The sequence below is a fragment of the Pseudomonas sp. Eqa60 genome, assembly GCF_018326405.1.
Classification (GTDB): domain Bacteria; phylum Pseudomonadota; class Gammaproteobacteria; order Pseudomonadales; family Pseudomonadaceae; genus Aquipseudomonas; species Aquipseudomonas protegens.
The window spans coordinates 4,854,231-4,869,784 of the sequence record NZ_AP024342.1 but is presented as its reverse complement, the minus strand read 5'-3'; the positions used below and the strand labels follow the sequence as shown (position 1 = coordinate 4,869,784).

16 protein-coding genes are annotated in these 15,554 nt (G+C 66.2%); 4 read left to right on the top strand and 12 right to left on the bottom strand.

Features of this window, described 5'->3' with window-relative positions:
* Positions 1–104: 104 nt before the first annotated feature.
* Genes dsbG through dsbD form a run of 3 tightly spaced genes read right to left on the bottom strand, consistent with a single transcriptional unit; the run spans position 105 to position 3,462 of the window.
* Positions 105–872: a thiol:disulfide interchange protein DsbG gene (gene dsbG / locus KI242_RS21825; RefSeq protein ID WP_053153005.1), complete on the bottom strand. Its 768-nt coding sequence runs from the start codon at positions 870–872 to the stop codon at positions 105–107.
* Positions 848–1,711: a TlpA disulfide reductase family protein gene (locus KI242_RS21820; protein ID WP_011062458.1), complete on the bottom strand. Its 864-nt coding sequence runs from the start codon at positions 1,709–1,711 to the stop codon at positions 848–850. The genes dsbG and KI242_RS21820 overlap by 25 nt, the downstream gene beginning before the upstream one ends.
* A complete protein-coding gene (dsbD, locus tag KI242_RS21815; protein ID WP_212805568.1) occupies positions 1,711–3,462 on the bottom strand; it encodes a protein-disulfide reductase DsbD in 1,752 nt (583 codons plus the stop codon). The genes KI242_RS21820 and dsbD overlap by 1 nt, the downstream gene beginning before the upstream one ends.
* Positions 3,463–3,615: 153 nt before the next feature.
* Between dsbD and KI242_RS21810 the strand changes: the two genes are divergently transcribed.
* The 4 genes from KI242_RS21810 (at position 3,616) to KI242_RS21795 (ending at position 7,574) form a co-directional block, all read left to right on the top strand.
* Positions 3,616–4,293, top strand: coding sequence for a response regulator (locus KI242_RS21810; protein ID WP_011062456.1), 678 nt, complete (start codon positions 3,616–3,618; stop codon positions 4,291–4,293).
* Entirely contained in the window at positions 4,294–5,619 is a 1,326-nt protein-coding gene (locus tag KI242_RS21805) for an ATP-binding protein (protein WP_194238002.1), read from the top strand.
* 235 nt (positions 5,620–5,854) lie between these two features.
* Positions 5,855–7,267 carry an aspartate aminotransferase family protein gene (locus KI242_RS21800; RefSeq protein ID WP_019092941.1) on the top strand — a complete coding sequence of 471 codons (1,413 nt, stop codon included), beginning with the start codon at positions 5,855–5,857 and terminating at the stop codon, positions 7,265–7,267.
* Between the two features lie 82 nt (positions 7,268–7,349).
* Positions 7,350–7,574 (top strand): MbtH family protein, encoded by a 225-nt coding sequence (locus tag KI242_RS21795; protein WP_011062453.1) that lies wholly within the window; start codon positions 7,350–7,352, stop codon positions 7,572–7,574.
* Between the two features lie 423 nt (positions 7,575–7,997).
* Here the strand turns inward: KI242_RS21795 and KI242_RS21790 are convergent, their stop codons facing one another.
* The 9 genes from KI242_RS21790 to KI242_RS21750 form a co-directional block, all read right to left on the bottom strand.
* Positions 7,998–8,825 (bottom strand): class I SAM-dependent methyltransferase, encoded by an 828-nt coding sequence (locus KI242_RS21790; RefSeq protein WP_019092942.1) that lies wholly within the window; start codon positions 8,823–8,825, stop codon positions 7,998–8,000.
* Between the two features lie 211 nt (positions 8,826–9,036).
* Positions 9,037–10,020, bottom strand: coding sequence for a zinc ABC transporter substrate-binding protein (locus tag KI242_RS21785; RefSeq protein ID WP_011062451.1), 984 nt, complete (start codon positions 10,018–10,020; stop codon positions 9,037–9,039).
* A complete protein-coding gene (locus KI242_RS21780) occupies positions 10,021–10,920 on the bottom strand; it encodes a metal ABC transporter permease (protein WP_015636482.1) in 900 nt (299 codons plus the stop codon). It abuts the gene before it with no gap.
* Positions 10,920–11,663 carry a metal ABC transporter ATP-binding protein gene (locus KI242_RS21775; protein WP_212805567.1) on the bottom strand — a complete coding sequence of 248 codons (744 nt, stop codon included), beginning with the start codon at positions 11,661–11,663 and terminating at the stop codon, positions 10,920–10,922. The genes KI242_RS21780 and KI242_RS21775 overlap by 1 nt, the downstream gene beginning before the upstream one ends.
* Positions 11,660–12,589 carry a metal ABC transporter substrate-binding protein gene (locus tag KI242_RS21770; protein WP_011062448.1) on the bottom strand — a complete coding sequence of 310 codons (930 nt, stop codon included), beginning with the start codon at positions 12,587–12,589 and terminating at the stop codon, positions 11,660–11,662. Before KI242_RS21770 ends, KI242_RS21775 begins: the two co-directional genes overlap by 4 nt.
* Before the next feature lie 35 nt (positions 12,590–12,624).
* Positions 12,625–13,197, bottom strand: a complete 573-nt coding sequence (locus tag KI242_RS21765) for a DUF6162 family protein (protein ID WP_015636479.1) — start codon at positions 13,195–13,197, stop codon at positions 12,625–12,627.
* Positions 13,194–13,532 (bottom strand): hypothetical protein, encoded by a 339-nt coding sequence (locus tag KI242_RS21760; protein ID WP_015636478.1) that lies wholly within the window; start codon positions 13,530–13,532, stop codon positions 13,194–13,196. The genes KI242_RS21765 and KI242_RS21760 overlap by 4 nt, the downstream gene beginning before the upstream one ends.
* Positions 13,529–14,071 (bottom strand): hypothetical protein, encoded by a 543-nt coding sequence (locus KI242_RS21755; protein ID WP_011062445.1) that lies wholly within the window; start codon positions 14,069–14,071, stop codon positions 13,529–13,531. The genes KI242_RS21760 and KI242_RS21755 overlap by 4 nt, the downstream gene beginning before the upstream one ends.
* Complete coding sequence (locus KI242_RS21750; protein WP_053159635.1) at positions 14,068–15,291, bottom strand: PepSY domain-containing protein; 1,224 nt, start codon at positions 15,289–15,291, stop codon at positions 14,068–14,070. Before KI242_RS21750 ends, KI242_RS21755 begins: the two co-directional genes overlap by 4 nt.
* Between the last annotated feature and the right edge of the window lie 263 nt (positions 15,292–15,554).

The following is a 15,554-nucleotide window of genomic DNA, read 5'->3' as shown; positions in this document are numbered from 1 at the left end:
CTTGCCGTAGGAGCTGGCTTGCCAACGAAGAGGCCTGCAAGCCAGGCGCCCGCCTGACGGACGCCTTCGCCGGCAAGCCGGCTCCTACGGGGGAGGGGGCGGGGTTATTTCGGGCCGAGGATCTGGGTCAGTTTGCCCGGGGCCGGGGCGCCTTGCTGCTGTTGCAACTCGCCCTTGTCGTCGAGGTAGAAGATCGCCGGGGTCGCCGACAGCTCCAGCTCTTCCATCAGTTTCATGTTGGCGTCGAGCTTGGCCTGCACCGCTGCGGGAATGCTGGCCAGGGGTTTCAGGGCGCTGCCCTTGCCGGCCTTTTCGTGATCCTGCAGGGCCTGCTGCGGGTCCTTGGCGGCCAGCAGGGCGGCGGATTTGCCCGGGCTGTCTTCGCGGATGATGCCCACCATGATATGCCGCAACTGCACTTTGCCAGCCTTGACCCAGGGCCGCGCCTGTTCCCAGAACATGTTGCAGTAGGGGCAGTTGGGGTCGCTGAACAGGTAGACGATGCGTGGTGCATCGGCCTTGCCGTCGGCGATCCAGTTGCTCTTGTCCAGGTTGCCCCAGACTTCCTTGGCCATCGGCGCGTAGACCAGTTTCTGCAAGGGTTCGGCGCTGAGGTCTTTGCCGTCGGCGTCGTACAGGTTGCCCAGCAGCACGTGCTTGCCGTCAGGGGTGAGGTACAGGGTCATGCCGCGGTTCTGGTACTGCGCGGCGTAGCCCTTGAGGCCGTCCGGGGCGTCGAAGCTGCCGATGATCTTGGCACCTTTTTCTTCGATCTTGCGGATGGGCGCAGGCAGTTCCTCGGCCTGTAGCAGCGGAGCGTTGAGCAACGCCGCGCCCAAAGACAGGCTCAGCAAGTGGCGGATGAAGGGCATGGCAGTTTCCTTGAAGGGGCGACCGAGGTCGGGTGGGCGCCGTCGAAGTTTTCCAGGGCCCGGGCCAGGCTGGCTTCCGAGAGTTCCCCCAGGTGGCTGCCCAGCAGGCGGCCATCGGCGCTATAGAACAGCGTAGTCGGCAGGGCCATGGAGCCCACGGCCTTGCCCAGGCGGCCACTGCCGTCGAACAGCACGTTGTTCAGGTTCAGGTCCTGGGTGGCCAGGAAGGTGCTGACGCTTTGCATGCTTTCGGCCTGGTTGACGAACAGGAAGGTCAGGTCCGGGCGTTGCTGCTGGGCTCTCTCCAGCACTGGCATCTCCCGCCGGCACGGTGGGCACCAGGTGGCCCAGAGGTTGATCACCAGCGGGCCACCCTGGTAGTCGGTGAGTTGCACGGTTTCGCCGGCGGCGTTGCGCAGGGCCACTTCCGGCAGGCGCGTGCCCTGGTCGTAGAGGGTCAGGGCCAGGGTCGCCAGCAGCCAGAAGGCCAGGCCGCTGGCCACCCCGGCACCCAATGGGCGGCGCAGCGCCGGGCGTTTCCAGCCCCAGGCCAGGGCCGCCAGGAGCATGACGATCACCCCCGGCCAGGCCAGGAAGCCGCCGTCGCGCAGGTCGATGATCATCCACAGGTCGTGCTGGTAGTGCTTCCAGTAAGCGAGCACGAAACTGACCCGGGCGGCGAGCATGCCCAAAAGGAACAGGCTGAACAGCACGGATTCGGGGTTGTCACCGCCGCGCTTGGCCACGCGCCAGCCCACCAGGGTGGCCAGGGCCAGGGCACTGATCAGCAGCAGGTGGTTGAGGGCGATGGCAAAGGTGCCGATGGTAAAGGTCAGCATCAACGGGCTTCCCGGGTCTGGGTCCAGCGTTGCAGGAAGGCGTTGGCATCCACTTCGCCGGTGATGCGCTGGCTGCGGCGTTCACTGCCGTCCGGGCCGATCCACAGCATGCTCGGTGGCCCCGGCACCTTGTAGCGGCTCAGGAGTTCGCGGCCGTCGGCGTTGTCCAGGGTCACGTCCAGGCGCAGCAGGCGCACATCCTTCAGGGCCTCCAGCACCTGAGGCTGGCCGAACACGGTTTTCTCCATGATCTTGCAGGACACGCACCAGTCGGCGTAGTAGTCCAGCAGCACCCACTGGCCCTGGGCCCGGGCGCTGTCCAGGGCGCCTTGCAGCTCGGCGGGGGACTTCACCGTGGTGAAGGCATCATGGGCCGTGACGCTATTGGCCACAGGGCCACCGCTGTAGACCTTAAGCGGCCGCCATAGGTCGTCGCCGCCACCGGCGGCACCCACCAGCAGCATGCCGCCCCAGGCCGCGAACAGCAGCGCGCCGGCACCGAACAGGTGCAGCAAGCGGCCGGCAATCGCCCGTTGCTGCCAGGCGCAGTAGGCCACCACCAGAGCCAGGGCGCCCCACAGCCCCATCCACAGGCCGGGGTTCAGTACCGGGCGCAGCATGTAGATGGCGGTGCCCAGGAACAGGAAGCCGAACACGCCCTTGAGCAGGTTCATCCACGGCCCCGGCTTGGGCAGGAAGCGGTTGCCCACGGTCACCAGCAACAGCAGGGGCAGGCCGATGCCCAGGCCCAGGGCGAACAGCGCCAGGCCGCCAAACAGCGCGTTGCCGGTCTGGGCGATGTACAGCAGGCCGCCGGCCAGGGGCGCGGTCATGCACGGGCCCACCAACAGGGCCGACAGCGCGCCGAGAATGCCGCAGCCAATCAGGCTGCCGCCCTGGCGCTGGCGGCTGGCGCCTTCCAGGCGGTCGCGCAGCAGGGCCGGCATCTGCAGCTCGAAGAAGCCGAACATCGGCAGCGACAGCAGCACGAACAGCGCGGCGAAGCTGCCCAGGACCCAGGGTTGTTGCAGCCAGGCTTGCAGGTTGCTGCCCAAAAGGGCGGCGATTACCCCCATGCCGGCATACACCAGGGCCATGCACAGCACATAGCTTGAGGCCAGGGCCAGGCCCCGGCGCGGGCTGGCGCCGCTGCCCACCACCATGCCGGCCAGAATCGGCAGCATCGGCAGCGAGCAGGGGGCGAAGGCCAGCAGCAGGCCGAAACCGAAGAAGGCCAGCAGGCCCAGGCCCCAGGATTTGTGTTGCAGGTCATTGGCCAGCACCTGGTCCTGGGCCGAGCCATTGCTGGTGGTCGCGACGTTGCTGGCGGCCACTGCGGGCGCACCGCCCAGGTCCACTTCCAGGGTTTGTGGCGGGTAGCACAGGCCGGCGTCGGCGCAGCCTTGCCAGCCCAGCTTGACCTTGCCGCTGGCGGCGGCCGGCAGCTTAACTTCCAGGCCCTGGCGATACACCGTCTGCTGGCCGAAGAATTCGTCGCTGTGGTCTTCACCGGCCGGCAGGGTGGGTTGCAGCTCTGGCGCCACGCCGTCGAATTTCAGGCGCTTCTGATACAGGTAGTAGCCGTCGGCGATCTGCCAGAACAGCTGGGTTTCTCCCGAAGGCAGGCGCTCGGAGGTGAAGACGAAGGCCTTGCCCACCGGCAGGAAGTCGGGCTTGACCTCGAACGGGTTGTTGCCGGCGTGCGCCAGTGTGGTGAAGAGCATGAACAACAGGAGAAACAATCGACGCATGGCCAAGCCTTAAACCGGTGCAAGTTGCGACCACAATGGCCGGTCCTGATTAACCGATGATTAACCATACTTGGCTTGTGGCCAGGAAACGGCGGGCATAATGTCCGCTTAATCCGCAGCCCGCTTAATCAACGCCTTTGTACAGGACCGACCATGCACGTACTTGTCTGTGAAGATGATGAGCTGATTGCCAGCGGGATAGTCGCCGGCCTCACGGCCCAGGGCCTGACGGTCGAGCATGTGGCCACCGCTTCGGCAGCGCGGGCCATGCTCGGCGTGGCCGATTTCGACGTGATGGTACTGGATCTTGGCCTGCCGGATGAAGACGGTTTGAAGCTGCTCAAGCAGCAGCGCCAGCAGGGCCTGGAGATTCCGGTGCTGATCCTCACCGCCCGCGACTCGGTGACCGACCGGGTCGATGGCTTGCAGGCCGGTGCCGACGATTACCTGCTCAAGCCCTTCGACCTGCGGGAACTGGCGGCGCGCCTGCACACCCTGTTGCGCCGGGTGGCGGGGCGCAGCGTCAACCTGATCGAGCACGGGCGCTTGACCTATGACCCGAGCACCCGGGAAACCCTGCTCGGCGGCCAACCGGTGGACCTCTCGCGGCGCGAGCAATCCCTGCTCCAGGCGCTGCTGCACAACCGTGGCCGGGTGCTGTCCAGCGAGCAACTCAAGGACAGCGTCTACGGTTTCAACGATGAGCTGGAGAGCAACGCGCTGAATGTGCACATCCATCACCTGCGGCGCAAACTCGGCAACGGCATCGTCGAAACCGTGCGCGGCCTCGGCTATCGCCTGGGCCCGGCCGACGGTGAGGAGAACCGCTAAGTGAGAAGCCTGCGCCTGCGCCTGAGCATGACCCTGGGCGCTGCCTTCATCCTGATCTGGGCCTTGGCCGCGGCCTGGATGCTCAGTGACCTGCGCAACCAGATGATGTTTTCCCTGGACCAGCGCCTGGTCGCCTCGGCGCGCATGGTCGCCGGGCTGCTGGAGCAGATGCCGGCGCTGCCGTCCCATGGCCCGAGCAACCAGATCAACAGCGCGGCCCTGACCATCCCCGGCGGCATGGCCTGCCAGGTCAGTTCCCTGCGCGGGCAGATCCTGGCCCGCAGCCACAGCACTCCGGAGCACCCGCTGGAAGCCGAGAAGCTGGGCTTTCACGACCAGATGATCGACGGCGCGCCCTGGCGCACCTTCACCCTGGTGCGCGGCGACATGCGCATCACCACCGCGGATCGCCAGGTCGAGCGCGAAGCCCTGAACATGTCGGTGCTGCTGGCGGCTTCGGTGCCGGTGGGCGTGGCCTTGCTCGGCTGCCTGTGGCTGCTGTGGCTGGGCATCGGCCAGAGCCTGGCCCCGCTGAACCGGATTCGTGACGCGCTGATGCGCCGCAGCGCCGACTCCCTGGAACCGTTGCAGATCCAGCCCATGCCCAGCGAGCTGCGGCCGCTGCTGGAAACCCAGAACCAGCTGTTCCAGCGCATCGCCAAGACCATCGAGCGCGAGCGCCGGCTGACCGGTGACGCAGCCCACGAACTGCGCAGCCCGCTGACCGCAATCAAGACCCACCTGCAAGTGGCGCGCATGACCGAAGGTGCGGCCCGGGACCAGTCCCTGGCCCGAGCCGAAGAAGGGGCCGACCGCATGCACCGGACCCTGGAGCAACTGCTGTTGCTGGCCCGGGTCGAGGGTAGCCTGTCGTTCGATGACGGTGTGCACTGTAACGCCGAGCAGGTGGCGCGCCTGGCGATCCAGGACGCCGCCGTGGGCGCTCGGGCCCGGGTCAAGCTGCATATGCACGGCAAGGCCGGCGAGGCTGCGGTGGAAATGCCCTCGACCCTGGCCATCGCTGCCTTGCGCAACTTGCTGGACAACGCACTGCGCCACACCCCTGAAGAATGCCCGGTGGAGCTGAACCTGGAGACAGTCGGCGCCCGGGTGCGTTTCCAGGTCCGCGACCATGGTTCGGGCATTCCCGCGCAAGACTTGCAGCACCTGACCCAGCGCTTCTGGCGCGACAGCCAGAGCAGTGGCTGTGGCCTGGGCCTGGCGATTGTCCAGGCCATCGTCCAGCGTTGCGCTTGCGAGCTGAATTTCGATAGCCGCCCCGATGGCCTGCGAGTCGAGCTGACCCTGCCTGCCCACCGCGCCTGACCCATCACCGTCCACTGTAGGAGCTGGCTTGCCAGTGAAGGGGCCCTTGAGACCGCCTTCGCCAGCAAGCTGGCTCCTACGGGGCGGCATGTGCAATTTCCTCGCCCCGGGGTGTAAATCCCCACCGCGCTGAAGCGTTTTTAGAACAGGAAAACCTGTCAGTGCGCGCCCGCGCTTGGGCTGCGCATCCGGCCGGTGGCCGTTTTGCTCAAATTGCAGCGTGAGGGTTCGAGACATGTCAGCCGTTACCAGCCTGATGGAAGATTCGCCGGTGGGCCTTGGCGCCGCCCCGCAAGAGACGCTTTACCAGTTCGACGAGTCGCCCCTGCTGGCCCGCCAGAGCCGCCAGGAATCCAATGCCCGCAGCTATCCACGGCGCATTCCCCTGGCCCTGAAGCGGGCCAGCGGCATTCACGTCGAAGACGTCGAGGGCCGGCGTTTCATCGATTGCCTGGCCGGTGCCGGGACTTTGGCCCTGGGCCACAACCACCCGGTGGTGATCGCCGCGATCCAGCAGGTGCTGGCCGATGAATTGCCGCTGTTGACCCTGGACCTGACCACCCCGGTCAAGGACCAGTTCGTCCAGGACCTGTTCGGCCTGTTGCCCGAGGCCCTGGCTGGCGAGGCCAGGATCCAGTTCTGCGGCCCCACCGGCACCGATGCAGTGGAAGCCGCGCTGAAGCTTACGCGCACCGCTACCGGGCGCAGCACCGTGCTGTCGTTCCAGGGCGGTTACCACGGCATGAGCCAGGGTGCGCTGAGCCTGATGGGCAGCCTGGGGCCCAAGCGCGCCCTGGCCGGGCTGCTGAACAACGGCGTGCAGTTCCTGCCGTTCCCCTATGACTACCGCTGCCCGTTCGGGCTGGGGGGCGCCGAAGGGGTCAAGGTCAACCTGCATTACCTGGAAAACCTGCTCACCGATCCGGAAGCCGGGGTGGCCCTGCCAGCAGCAGTGATTGTCGAGGCGGTGCAGGGCGAGGGCGGGGTGATCCCGGCCGACCTGGAATGGCTGCAAGGCGTGCGCCGCATCACCGAGAAGGCCGGAGTGGCATTGATCGTCGATGAAATCCAGAGCGGCTTCGGTCGCACCGGCAAGATGTTCGCCTTTGAGCACGCGGGGATCATTCCCGATGTGGTGGTGATGTCCAAGGCCATCGGCGGCAGCCTGCCGCTGGCGGTGATGGTCTATCGCGACTGGCTCGACACCTGGCAGCCGGGTGCCCACGCCGGCACCTTCCGCGGCAATCAGATGGCCATGGCCACCGGTTCCGCGGTGATGCGCTACCTCAAGGAACACCGGGTGCCCGAGCACGCGGCGGCCATGGGCGAGCGCTTGCGCGAGCACCTGCTGATCCTGCAGCGCGACTTCCCGCAACTGGGGGATATCCGTGGTCGTGGCCTGATGCTCGGGGTGGAACTGGTGGACCCGGCCGGCGCGCCGGATGCCCAGGGCCATCCACCCCAGCATGCGCGCCTGGCACCGCTGGTGCAGCGCGAATGCCTCAAGCGCGGGCTGATCCTGGAGCTGGGCGGGCGCCACGGCGCCGTGGTGCGTTTCCTGCCGCCGCTGGTAATCACCGCAGCGCAGATCGACCAAGTGGCCCAGATCTTCAGCAAAGCCGTAGCGGCGGCAGTGGCCAGCCTCTAATTTTTTGCCCCGCCGTTTCGTTCCTTCTACACAACCGCCGTGCGCTGAGCGCGGCGAACCTTATCAGTGATGGAGACAAGCAATGACTTCAGTATTCGACCGTGAGGACATCCTGTTCCAGGTGGTGGTCAACCATGAAGAGCAATACTCGATCTGGCCCGACTACAAGGCCGTGCCCCAGGGCTGGCGCACTGTGGGCAAGAGCGGTTTCAAGAAGGACTGCCTGGCCTACATCGAAGAAGTCTGGACCGACATGCGCCCCCTGAGCCTGCGCCAGAAGATGGACCAGCAGGCCGTCGCCGGCTGATCTGTAGCCGCTGCCGAGCCTGCGAGGCTGCGCAAAGGGCCGCAGGACCTTCAGCGATCTCAAAAGCAGCGCCTCCTGCGGAGCCGTTCGCAGCCTGCGGCAGCGGCTACGAAGATCCCGGATCAAGATTGTTCTGTAGCCGCTGCTGAGCCATGGCGAAGCTGCGCAAAGGGCCGCAGGACCTTCAGCGATCTCACGAGCGGCGCCTCCTACGGAGCCGTTCGCAGCCTGCGGCAGCGGCTACGAAGATCCCGGATCAAGATTGTTCTGTAGCCGCTGCTGAGCCATGGCGAAGCTGCGCAAAGGGCCGCAGGACCTTCAGCGATCTCACGAGCGGCGCCTCCTACGGAGCCGTTCGCAGCCTGCGGCAGCGGCTACAGAGGCGCTGCCTTCTTGAGCTTGGCGGTTTTTCATGCCGGGCGATCAGCCCCCGCGCTTGACGGCCTGCAAGGTGTAGCTCAGTGGCAGGCGCCATGGCGCTTCCTTGAGTCGCCATTCGCCGCGTTCATCCACCACCATCTGCCCGGGCAGGGCTTCCCAGGGGATGCTCTGGTGCTCCACCAGTCCCGTGATGTCCAGGCCCTGGGCCAGCAAGGCGCTGATGATCTCTCCCAGGCCGTGGTTCCATTCGTGGGTCATGGTGGCCTTGAGGGGGCTGTCGGTTTCCACGTAGGTGTTTTCGTCGTCCCAGACCAGAGGCTCGCGGGTTTCGAAGTAGGGCAGTTCCACCCGCAATGAGTCGTGGTGATCTTCGTTGATGGCCCAGAGCATCGGGTGGCCTTCGCGGATGAACAGCCGGCCACCGGGCTTGAGCAGGGCGCCGACGGTCTGCGCCCAGCGCTCGATGCTCGGCAGCCAGCACAGGGCACCGATGCCGGTGTAGACCAGATCGAAGTTGCCTTGGGGCAGTACCTCGGCGGCCAGGAACACGTCGGACTCGTGGTAGTCGATAGGCGTATTGCAGCGTCGGGCCAGGGTTCGGGCTTCCGCCAGGGACGCCGGGGAAAAATCCACGCCGCTCATCTGCGCGCCGAGGCGGGCCAGGGACAGGGTGTCGGTGCCGATATGGCATTGCAGATGCACCCCGCGCAGGCCTCGGATATTCCCCAGCAAGGGCCGGTCGAACTGCACCACGTCGGACAGATAGCCGGCTTCGTCGACAAAACGCTGCACCGCGTAGTCCGCCGAGGCGGCATGCAGGGGCGCGCGTTCGTCCCAGTTGGTCTTGTTGAGTTTTACGTAGTCGCTCATGGCGCGGGCTTCTTCTCTGGGCTTTTGGCGAAGCGCAGACTAGCACCGGGAAATGCGCGCGATCTTGAGGGAATATGTAAGCAGCCCCGGCCCCCTGACCCCGACTGTAGCCGCTGCCGAGCCATGGCGAAGCTGCGCCAAGGTCCGCAGGACCTTCAGCGATCTCAAGAGCAGCGTCTCCTGCACAGCCGTTCGCAGCCTGCGGCAGCGGCTACAGACTCAGGGCCTGGGTGACTTTCTGCAGGTTGCCTTCCAGTTCGGCGAGCGGGTCGGCGCTGTCGGTTTCCAGCACCAGTAGCTGGCTGCCGCCGGCGCTGATGGCGGCTTTCAGTGCATCGGACGGCTGGCGGTGGTGCAGGACCAGGGCCACATCGTTGTCCTTGAGCCGGGCTTGCAGCTTTTTCAGGGCCTCGGGGGTCCATTCGTTGTCGGCCCGGGCGTCCACTTCCAGCAGTTCCAGGTTCAGGCCACTGACCAGGTACCCGAAGTGCTCGGAGAGGCTCAGCACGCTGAGGTTGTCGGCCTCGGCCAGGCGCGCTTCGCTGTCGGCGCTGAGTTTCAGCAGGCGCTGTTTGAGGCCTGCCAGGTTGCTTTCGATCTGCGGTTTGGCTTCGGGCGCCAGCCGCGCGAGGTCCGCCGCCAGCACGTCGGCCATGCGCCCCAGGTTGTTGCTGGACAGCCAGGGCTGGGCGTTGAGCCCGTCGCTCTTGCCCGGTTGCAGGGCCACGCCGGGCAGGGCGCCGTCCACCGGGCGTGCAGCGTCGATCTCGACGATGCGGATGTTGCTGCGCCGGGCGTTGGGGTACAGCGGGTCGTCCGGCCAGATCGAGCGCAGGCCGATCACTGCGTCGGCATTGAGTGCCAGCTTGGCCAGGGCCGGAGCGCCACGCCCGGTGAAATAGGCCGTCTGCCGCGAGCCCGGCAGGTTGGCCGGGGCGGCCCGTTCCAGCTTGATGTCGGTACCCTGCAGCAGGATCTGCCCCAGGCCGAAAGTCACCGGCAGGGAAGCCAGCACCGTCGGTGATTTGCTTGAGGTGGCGCTGTGCAGCGCGGTGTTGCCCATGCCGTGGTTGGCGACCACGCGCATCGGTTCGAAGTGGTCGCGCTCGGCCAGGGCCGGAGTACTGATCAGGCCGCCGAGGGCCAGGGCCAGGGTCAGGCGACGCAGTGACAGGTGAGGCAATGAACTGTGCATTTATCCGATATTCCCTTTCAGGCTGGGGACAGTGCCGCGAGCGATGGCGGCCAGGGCGAAGGCGACACCGGCCACCAGGATGATCGCGGCGCCGGAGGGCACCGGCAGGTCGAAGACGATCGGCAGCAGGATGCCGCACAGGGTGCTGACGGTGGCGATGCTCACCGAGATCCAGAAGAAGCCCTTGAGCGACTGGCTCAGCAGGCGTGCCGCGGCGGCCGGAATCACCAGCAGGGCGCCTACCAGGATGGCGCCGATGACTTTGACCGCGGCCACGGTGATCAGGGTCACCAGGATCACGAACAGGTAGTCCAGGGTCTTCACCGCTACGCCGCGTACCGCCGCCAGCTGCGGGTTGAAGCTGGCCAGCATGATGCGGTTGTACAACGGCAGGCTCAGGCCCAGCACCAGGGCGCCGACGATCAGCAGCACCAAGAGGTCGCTGCCGTTGACCGTGAGCACCGAGCCGAACAGCACGTTTTCCAGGATGTGCACGTTGATCTTGCCGGCGAGGATCAGCAGCAGGCTGGCGCCCAGGGCCAGGGACACCGAAAGGAACACGCCGATCAGGGTGTCCGGGGCCAGGCCGGTGCGGTTGCGCAGGTAGTTGAGCAGGATGCCGAACAGCAGGCAGTAGCCGAACAGGCTGCCGTAGGGGCCGGTGTAGGGTTCGCCCAGGAGGATGCCGATGGCCACCCCGGTCAGCGCCGCGTGGCCCACGGCTTCGGAGAAGAAGGCGAAGCGCTTGACCACCACGAGCGTGCCCAGGCCGCCGAGCACCGGGCCGATCAGCAGGCCGGCCAGCAATGCATTGACCACGAACCCGTAGGCCAGGGCTTCGGGCAGGTAGCCGGCCGAAGCCCAGCCCTGGACCATCAGGCGAAAAGCTTCATAGGTCATCAGGCGGCGCTCCCGGCGGCTCGTGGATGGGTGGAGAACAGGCTGAGCAGGCGCTCCGGGGTCAGGGTCTGCTGCGCCGGGCCGTCGAACAGCACCCGACGGTTGAGGCCGGTGACCCGGTCCGCCAGGCGGCCCACGGCCTCCAGGTCGTGCTCGATCCACAACAGGGTGATGCCGCTCAGGCGCCAGTCGTGGAGCAGGCGTTCGAAGACCTGGATGCCGGCCTCGTCCAGGGCCGACATCGGCTCATCCAGTACCAGCAGTTGCGGTGCCGGGATCAGGCCCTGGGCCAGCAGTACCCGCTGGCGTTCACCGCCGGACAGGGCGCCCATGCGCCGCTTGCGCTTGTCCTGCATGCCGACTCGTTCCAGGGCCTCGCCAATGGCCTGGGCGTAGTGCCGGCTGAGGCCGAGAAAGGCCGGGCGGCGCTGGCACATGGCGGCCATGAAGTCGTCCACGGTCATGGGCAGGCCGCGGTCGAACTCCAGGGCCTGGGGCACGTAGCCGATGGTGCCGGGGGCATCCGGCCACTGCAGGCGCAACTGGCCCTGGTGCGGCATCTGCCCCAGCAGGGTCTTGATCAGCGAACTCTTGCCGCCGCCGTTGGGGCCCACCAGGGCGTGTACGCTGCCGGGTTGCACCTGAAAGGCGACGCGATCGAGGATGGTGGTGCGGCCCAGGGTCAGGCTGACCTGGTCGAACTCGATGGCCGGGCCCCGCAGTAGGGTCTCGATGGCGGTCATGCCCCGGCCTCCTGGATGGCCCGGACCACGGTGTCGAGGTTGCCCTTCATTTCCTTCTCGTACTTGTCGGCGCTGTAGTCGCCGTAGGAAATGTGCGACAGCGGGTAGAGCTTGACCCCGGATTCACGCTGGATGGTGTCGACGTAGGTGGAGGGGAAGTCCATCTCCGAGAAGATCACCTTGACGTCCAGCTCGCGCAGTTGGTCGATGGTCTTCTTCAACTGGCTGGGGCTGGGTTCGATGCCGTGGGCCGGCTCCACCACCGCGGTGACTTGCAGGCCGAACTCGCGCAGCAGGTAGTCGTAGGCAGCATGCACCGTGGCCACCCGCAGGTCGGCATTGGGCGCCTGGGTCAGCTTGGCCAGGGCGTCGGCGCGCATCTGCCGCAGGCGCTTGCCGTAGGCGCGGGCGTTCTGGGTGTAGGTCTTGGCGTTGGCCGGGTCCATCTTGCCCAGCTCCCGGGCGATGTTGTTGACCTGGGCGATGGAGGCGCTGATGGAGAGGAAGGTGTGCGGGTTGACCACTTTGCCGGCGCCTCGCGCGGCCACCCCGGTGGCGGCCAGCAGCGGCACGTTTTCGTTGGCTTCGATCACCGGGATGTCCGGGCGCTCGCTGGCGGCGATCATGCGGTCGGCGAAGTCATCGTGGCCCACGCCGTTGAGCACTATCACGTCCAGGGTGCCGATGCGCTTGATGTCCTCGGCCCGGGGTTCGTAGGCGTGGGGGTTGAAGCCGGCGGGAATCAGCGGCACCACCTCGGCCTTGTCACCGACGATATTGGCCACGTAGCTGTAGTAGGGGTGCAGGGTGATGCCGATGCGCAGGCGCTTGGCCGGGTCGGCGCTGGCCAGGGGGCTGAGCATCAGGGCCAGCAGACTGACCAGCAGCACCTGCAGAAAGGGGCGGCGTTGAGATGAAATAGGCATGGGCAAGCGGTCTTCTCTCGGGTGAATGCGAATGATCAGTGGCGATGCTGGCGGGTCACTCCGGCATCGAATTGCGCCACCACCTGTTGCCAGCCGGCGGCGGCCAGTGGTTCGTCGCCCAGGTCAGCGGGCAGGGCGGCGGAAGGGGCGCGGTTGAGCCAGATATCCACCTGGGTGTCATCTTCGGCGTCGATGCGCATCAGAAAGGAGCCGGCCACTTGCGGGTTCTGGCTCAGGCCCAGGTAGGCCTGGTTCTGCACCGTCCAGATATGGCCACCGCGGCTCACCGAGCTGGCGTCCTGGGCGAAGGGCGCGAAGCCTTCGCCGGCCAGTTCCTCGGGGGTCGGCAGGTCCTGGCTTTCGGCGCGCAGCAGGTGGATTTCGTCGAGGGTCACCCGCAGGTCGGCATAGATGCCCTGCTCGCCGGCGCTGAGGTCGCGGCGCGCGTCCAGCTGGTGGCTGGCGACACTGCCGGTCGCGGTTTCTTCGCCGCGCCACAGCACCACGGTGGCAGCCACACTCAGAATCAGTGCACACAGCAACAGCACATAGAGGGTTTCATGGCCGGCGCCGGCGGGGCGCACGACCTGGGTGGTGGCAGGAGTCATGGGGCCTCGATATCCGCTTGGTCGATCTCGACCACGTGGCCGGGGCCCGCATCGAAGAGTACGTAGAACTCGCTGGAAGGTTTCTTGAAGGTCAGGGTCGAGTCGGCCCCCAGCTTGCCCGGCACCAGGATGGTTTCGTCGTAGCCGATCACGTCCAGGGTCACCCCCGGGGCGCCGCTGCCATCGGAAAAACCACCGGTGCAGCGGATCTGCTCGGCGTCTATGGCCTTGCACTCGCACATCGGGTTGTGGGCCAGGGCGCTGTGGCTGAAGGCGCCGCCCAGCAACAACAGGGCCAGGGCGCCAAGGCGCCGTGGGGATACTGCGCAACTCATCGTTTGCCTCCTTGTTTTTCGAGCCAGGCCACGGTGGCGGGTGACGCCTGGCTCAGGGGAATGGATGCCTGGTGCATGCTGCCGTCCCAGCCTTCCATGGTGATCCACAGCTCGGAATCGGCCTTGGTCTTTTCCGGGATGGGCAGGCTGGCGCCCATGCGGTACGGGCTGCCGAAGAAGATCACCCCGGCGGCCCGCAGGCTGCGGGGCTTGCCGATGCGCAGGTAGGTGGCCTTGACCGGCTCGATGCAGGCCTGGCACAGGGCGGCGTTGAAGCTTTTCAGGTAACCGGCGGGGCCATCGCTGCGAGGCGCTTCGTTGCGCATTTCCGCCAGGCGCAGGCTCCAGGGGCCGACCTGGATCTCGCCGATCTCCCGTTCACCCAGGCCGCTTTCGCCGCGAAACAGGGCAACGTCGGCGAAGTATTTGGGCATGAAGCCCAGGGGAATCAGCAACAGCAGGATGTTCAGGTGAAAGCGCCACTTGTGCCAGAGCCGGCTCAGGTTCGAAGGCGCGGCGGCGGTGCTGGTCTGGCTCACAGGGTGCTCTCCGAGGTTTCGGCGCTCATGGCCGGGGCGGGTGCCTGGGCGGGTTTGCTGGCGGGGCGCGCACGGGCGGCCTTTTCTTCGCGCTTGAGGGCGTTGGCGGTGGCCAGGGCGGTGCGTTTGGTCCAGATCAGCAGGCCGCTGAGGACCATCATGCTCAGCACCAGGCCGAAGAAGAACCAGATCAGCTTGATCCAGAGGCCGCCGAAATCACCGGTGTGCAACGGGCGCATGGATTCGGTGACGAACTCCAGGGTGTTGCGGTCCGCCAGCAGGTGCGAGGTGTCCAGGGAGCCGGTATAGGGGTTGATGTTGGCCGTCTGGTACATCAGCGGATACCAGCCGCGGCCGCCGACATACAGGTGGCTGTAGGCGTTGCTCGGCAGGCTGACGAAGCTGATGTCGAAGCCGGGGATTTTCTGTGTGGCAATGCCGATGGCCTGGTCCAGGCCGATCATCGGCGCCGGGCTGCCATCGCCCGTGGTCGGCACTTGCTCGCGGGCGATCACCGGGACCACGGGTTCGCTGGAGATACTGATGTGGTTGTCCGAGAGAATCGCTTCGATCATGAACCAGGTGCCGGTGATGGAGATCACCGCGATGAACCAGATCGACCAGATGCCGCTCAGGCGATGGAAATCACCCCAGAAGATCCGTGCACCGTGGCGCAGGCGCAGGGTCGGCTTGAGAAAGCCTTTCCAGAACTTCTTGTAGACCACCAGCCCGGTGATCAGCGACACCAGCATGGGCAGGCCCAGCAAGGACACCAGGTACCAGCCCCAGCTGTAGCCGTTGGTGAAGGGCACCAGCCACCAGCCGTGCAGGGCGCGGGTGAAGCCCTGGAAATCGAACTGCGGGCTAGTGCCCTGGATCACCCCGGTGTAGGGGTTGACGTAGAGCGTCGGCGAGCGGCCGTCCGGGTAGCTGACACTGACACTCAGGGCGAAGTGGCTTTCATCCGGGGTGACGATGGTGTCCACCCGGGTCTGGGGTTCGGCACGCTTGATGGCCTGGACGATCTGGTCGTAATTCAGCGGTTGTGCGTCATCGCTGGGCTTGCTGGCGCGCACGTCGGGGTTGGCCAGCCACACGATCTCCTGGCTGACCACCGCCAGGGTGCCGGTGACGCAGACAATCAGCACAAAGAACCAGATGGGCAGGGCCAGCCAGCTGTGCACCAGAAACCAGATTTTTGAACGGGACTTCTTCGACATTGAATGGGCGTCTTGATTCGAGGAATGGAGCGGCACTGGAACCCGGGACCGGGCCCGGGACAAAAAGCGCCGGGCATAGCCTGGGCCAACGCGGCCTGCTGCATCTAATTAAGACGAATGAGAATCGTAAATCCCGAAAGGCGATATGAAAGTAAATGTTACGAAGCTGCGAAACCCTCGTGAAAGCCGCTGCTTGACTGGTTTGGTCAATGCCCATGGCCCCGTAGGAGCGGGCTTGCCCGCGAACGGGTCCGCGAGACGCC

Coding starts and splice junctions, on each gene's coding strand:
- dsbG (WP_053153005.1), bottom strand. CDS start 872: ATGCCCTTCATCCGCCACTTGCTGAGCCTGTCTTTGGGCGCGGCGTTG.
- KI242_RS21820 (WP_011062458.1), bottom strand. CDS start 1,711: ATGCTGACCTTTACCATCGGCACCTTTGCCATCGCCCTCAACCACCTG.
- dsbD (WP_212805568.1), bottom strand. CDS start 3,462: ATGCGTCGATTGTTTCTCCTGTTGTTCATGCTCTTCACCACACTGGCG.
- KI242_RS21810 (WP_011062456.1), top strand. CDS start 3,616: ATGCACGTACTTGTCTGTGAAGATGATGAGCTGATTGCCAGCGGGATA.
- KI242_RS21800 (WP_019092941.1), top strand. CDS start 5,855: ATGTCAGCCGTTACCAGCCTGATGGAAGATTCGCCGGTGGGCCTTGGC.
- KI242_RS21795 (WP_011062453.1), top strand. CDS start 7,350: ATGACTTCAGTATTCGACCGTGAGGACATCCTGTTCCAGGTGGTGGTC.
- KI242_RS21790 (WP_019092942.1), bottom strand. CDS start 8,825: ATGAGCGACTACGTAAAACTCAACAAGACCAACTGGGACGAACGCGCG.
- KI242_RS21785 (WP_011062451.1), bottom strand. CDS start 10,020: ATGCACAGTTCATTGCCTCACCTGTCACTGCGTCGCCTGACCCTGGCC.
- KI242_RS21780 (WP_015636482.1), bottom strand. CDS start 10,920: ATGACCTATGAAGCTTTTCGCCTGATGGTCCAGGGCTGGGCTTCGGCC.
- KI242_RS21775 (WP_212805567.1), bottom strand. CDS start 11,663: ATGACCGCCATCGAGACCCTACTGCGGGGCCCGGCCATCGAGTTCGAC.
- KI242_RS21770 (WP_011062448.1), bottom strand. CDS start 12,589: ATGCCTATTTCATCTCAACGCCGCCCCTTTCTGCAGGTGCTGCTGGTC.
- KI242_RS21765 (WP_015636479.1), bottom strand. CDS start 13,197: ATGACTCCTGCCACCACCCAGGTCGTGCGCCCCGCCGGCGCCGGCCAT.
- KI242_RS21760 (WP_015636478.1), bottom strand. CDS start 13,532: ATGAGTTGCGCAGTATCCCCACGGCGCCTTGGCGCCCTGGCCCTGTTG.
- KI242_RS21750 (WP_053159635.1), bottom strand. CDS start 15,291: ATGTCGAAGAAGTCCCGTTCAAAAATCTGGTTTCTGGTGCACAGCTGG.